Annotated in this window: 5 protein-coding genes; 4 read left to right on the forward strand and 1 reads right to left on the reverse strand. The window is 43.1% G+C overall.

Annotation, left to right across the window (positions count from 1 at the left end; genetic code table 11):
- Window positions 1-145 precede the first annotated feature (145 nt).
- The 4 genes from AB4496_RS16335 to AB4496_RS16350 all read left to right on the forward strand — a co-directional run bounded on the left by AB4496_RS16335 (window position 146) and on the right by AB4496_RS16350 (window position 2,131).
- Window positions 146-598: a hypothetical protein gene (locus tag AB4496_RS16335; RefSeq protein ID WP_102257381.1), complete on the forward strand. Its 453-nt coding sequence runs from the start codon at window positions 146-148 to the stop codon at window positions 596-598.
- Window positions 599-707: 109 nt separating this feature from the next.
- On the forward strand, window positions 708-1,040 hold the full coding sequence (locus AB4496_RS16340; RefSeq protein WP_009846781.1) for a hypothetical protein: 333 nt from the start codon (window positions 708-710) through the stop codon (window positions 1,038-1,040).
- A 60-nt stretch (window positions 1,041-1,100) separates the two neighbouring features.
- The gene (locus AB4496_RS16345) at window positions 1,101-1,382 is read left to right on the forward strand and encodes a hypothetical protein (protein WP_102257382.1); all 282 of its coding nucleotides are present in this window, start codon (window positions 1,101-1,103) and stop codon (window positions 1,380-1,382) included.
- Between the two features lie 452 nt (window positions 1,383-1,834).
- Window positions 1,835-2,131 (forward strand): hypothetical protein, encoded by a 297-nt coding sequence (locus AB4496_RS16350; RefSeq protein WP_017093512.1) that lies wholly within the window; start codon window positions 1,835-1,837, stop codon window positions 2,129-2,131.
- 149 nt (window positions 2,132-2,280) lie between these two features.
- Here the strand turns inward: AB4496_RS16350 and AB4496_RS16355 are convergent.
- Window positions 2,281-3,531, reverse strand: a 1,251-nt coding sequence (locus AB4496_RS16355) for a TolC family protein (RefSeq protein ID WP_372131371.1), incomplete at its 5' end; no start/stop codon positions are given.

Below are 3,531 nucleotides of genomic sequence, written 5' to 3' on the forward strand. Positions count from 1 at the left end.
GAACGAGGTTATTCTGGTTTGATACTTTGGTTCGGTAGTATCAAGGTGAAGCTACTTGGTTTTGGGGAATCTACTTTCATTACTTGCCACTATTATTTAGAAAGGCCGCAGTAAGATAGCTGTTGGCTAGGTAATTGGTTGTTCGTTGTCTATAGGAGATATAACTGTGTTTTATAGTAAGGAATACAACAAGGGGTTGTTGCTCATCCTTGTTTCGATAAGTGCTTTCATTGTCATTACGTCTGATAATAACTCCGGAACATTCATCGCTCACGCCATCAACGGGTTAATTGCTTTGCTCTTTTTCTCCATGACAATTGAGGTCAAAGGCAATGCATTGAGCTGGTATTTCGGTTTTGGTTTTTGGCGTAAGAATGTAGAAGTGTCAGACATAACGGAGACATCGTTTTATCAAAGCAAGTGGTATCAAGGTATTGGCATCCGCATGTTGAGCGATGGTTGGTTATATAATGTATCGATAGGTTCAGCGCTGAAGTTAAGCCTAAGCAATGGAAAGCATGTTTACATTGGTTGTAAGGATACAGACGGTTTAAATACGGCCTTGAAAGCTGCTAACGAACAGATAACTCAAAAGTGATTTACGAGGCTTGGCACTTTTCGTTTAAAGTTTGACTAATGTTTAAGGTCATATGGTTTTGGGCAGTAGCGTTGCTCGGACCGTAAACGTGATGTTGACAGGGAGAGTTATGAATCAACAAGAAGCCTTTATAGGTTTTGCGGTTTATGGGCTTATCAGTAGCTCAATTGGCTTTTTTACGTTTTTTATTATCAAAGGTGCGAAGTACAAACAAACATTGTGGACTTTGCAGTCTGTTGTTTTTGGTATCTTCTCGATTGGTTTTATCTATAGCTCAGGTGGTAATGGGTCAGAATTATTGGTCTGGGTTCCGCTGGTTATCTTGACGTCTATTTACAATATCCACTCATTGAAATTTTGTGTTTCTTGTGGAAAAACTAACGTAAGAAAAAGAGGATTATCATCCATAAAATCATGTAGTGGATGTGGTAATGCTTTATAGTAAAACTACGATATACCAGACGTTTGTTCATTTTTAGTTTCAGCCTTAAAAGGAAGTTGTATGAATTTAGATAAAGCTAAAAAACGCATCGCAAAGCAGGTTAAAAAAGGCGACAACGGATACCCAAAAATCACGCTAGCGTATTACGGAACGACAAAAGATCTCGCAACGGAAGTTTCGGTTCAATTTATGTTGGGTGAGAGCGATGGTGTTCAAGAGGAGCGTTTCTCTTGCGAAACAGAAATTCGAGATAATGAGTTAATCCAGACAACGTTACTCAAGATAATCGAGCGAGCGAATGTTAACTCAGTGATTGAAGGTGAAGGCGTGACGGTTCTTTAGTTTGCTTTGAGTCTAAGCGTTTGTTTATTAATGTCGGTTTGGAACCTAATTCAGTCAGCGAACTTAGGTTATAACGAAATTGTCTATATACGTGCTTAAAGGAATAGGGAAATGCAAGAAAATGACACTGTATTACGATGTGGAAACTGTAATAAGAAAACGTCACACATCAGGTTAAGCGCGTCCGAAGTGAAGTTAAAACAGCAGGAGAAAAACACCCTCAAGTCACGAATTCTAAATATTGCATTCGGCGTGTTATTGGGTTCACATAAATCAAAATCAAAAATTAGCTACTTCAAGTGCTCGGTTTGTCATGCTGAGTACGATGATAGCGAAAGCGCTCCCCATGGTTGGGGCTAATTGGCCTTGTTGCTATGAACTCACTTCTCAACGTTTATCGTGAAGGTTTGCCGATTATTGGTATGATGCCTCTATAGTCTTCAAGAGGTTTTATGATGTTGAAAATGAAAAGTAGTGTACTTGCGGTGTGTTTATTCGGTTTTAGCATGGGTGCTACCGCTTCAACACTAGAAGAGTGTGCCAAACTCCTTCCTGATGGTCACACGTATAAAGTAGAGATCATTTTAGACGTAGATAAGACTGATAAGGAGCCAACGGTTACTGGTAGTTTTGGGGTGACGGGTGGAGCCGATGCGCCAGAGACTTTCGATATCGGTGATTTTGTCGAGTGTGCTGGCCCTTTGATCAAAACCGTAGATACAGGCAGCAACGAAGCGTCTAATTCCTAGTCAGTGGTTATCTTGTTGGTCAGCTCATTAGCCAGTTAACGAATTCATAAAAATACCGCCTTAATCAACGGCGGTATTTTTTATTACGCTTATTACATCATTCAGCACAGAACCAGAGAACATTCAGCAGAGAACATAGAGCAGAAATACTAGTTAACGTGAGCTAATTCGACACTCTGCGTTTCGTTCGCCACCTTCCAATCTCCTCCTAAGGCTTTATATACTGCAATCGTAGTATTGGCGGTTTGAAGCTTGGCGGCTACTTGGCGATCTTGCATCGCTTTTTGTTGTCTTTGTGCGTCTAACACCGACAAGTAATCGACTAGCCCCGCTTTGTATAGCGACTTTGCCTTGCTCACCGCGTTATCAACGGCAAGGGTAGCTTCATTGATGCGCTTTTGGTTCTCTTGGCTACGGCCATAGGCAAACAAGCTTGAATCGACTTCTGCAAAGGCGCTGTCGACAGAGTGTTGGTAGTTAAGCGCTGCAGAACGGAACCTTGCTTCGTTCATTTCTACCATGGCTTCGCCTCGGCCACCATCGAATACATTCCAACTGATACCGGCAGAAGCAGCCCAACCGAATGAGTCGCTACTGAACAGATCATCAAAGCTTCCTGCCGTCACACCTGGCGTACCCGTTAGGAAGAACTTTGGATAGCGATTAGCAATGCTTGCACCAAGTTCTTCGTTAATGGCTGCCATTTCGCGTTCTGCGATTCGGATATCTGGGCGTCGTTCTAATAAGTCAGAAGGTAAGCCTGTCGGAATTACATCGTTCATTCGCGGAAGGGTGAATTCACCGACTAAACGTTGGTTTACGCTCGTGAGTGATTCGCCTAACAACACCGCCATACGTTGTTTGTGAACTTGCTCTGCTATTTCAAGTTGAGGAACAATAGATTCAGTCGCCGCAAGCATGGCTTTGGCTTGAGCAAGATCTAACTCAGACCCGTAGCCGCTGCGAACCACTTTGGTGACCAATTCTAAAGTCTGCTTTTGGTCGGCTATGTTCTCTAGTGCGATCATTTTTCGCTCTTGCGCGCCACGATATTGCAGGTAGTTGTGAATGACATCGGCAGTGATCAAGGTGTTCAAGCCTGATTGGAATATCTCGGCTTGTTCAACTCGAATCGTCGCTGCGTTGGATTGTTTGTCGATACGTCCAAACAAGTCCATTTCCCACGCGATGCTCGCACCTAAGAACCCACCATCGTGTTGGGCTTCAAGTAACGACATGCCCGTTGCTGACTCAACCGCATCAGAGGCACCAAATACCGGGCCGAGTAGGGAGTCGTTCTCACTCAGTTGGTAGTTGTAATAACCGCCGCCGACATTGATGGTTGGGACTTTGAATGATTCAACAACGCTTTTGTATGAGTTCGCCATGTTGATTCGCTC

The sequence above is a fragment of the Vibrio sp. 10N.222.46.A1 genome (genome assembly GCF_041473595.1).
Taxonomy (GTDB): Bacteria; Pseudomonadota; Gammaproteobacteria; order Enterobacterales; family Vibrionaceae; genus Vibrio; species Vibrio tasmaniensis_A.

Bases quoted from the DNA above. Each gene is read 5' to 3' on its own strand.
- AB4496_RS16340 (WP_009846781.1), top strand. From the start codon at position 708: ATGAATCAACAAGAAGCCTTTATAGGTTTTGCGGTTTATGGGCTTATC.
- AB4496_RS16345 (WP_102257382.1), top strand. From the start codon at position 1,101: ATGAATTTAGATAAAGCTAAAAAACGCATCGCAAAGCAGGTTAAAAAA.
- AB4496_RS16350 (WP_017093512.1), top strand. From the start codon at position 1,835: ATGATGTTGAAAATGAAAAGTAGTGTACTTGCGGTGTGTTTATTCGGT.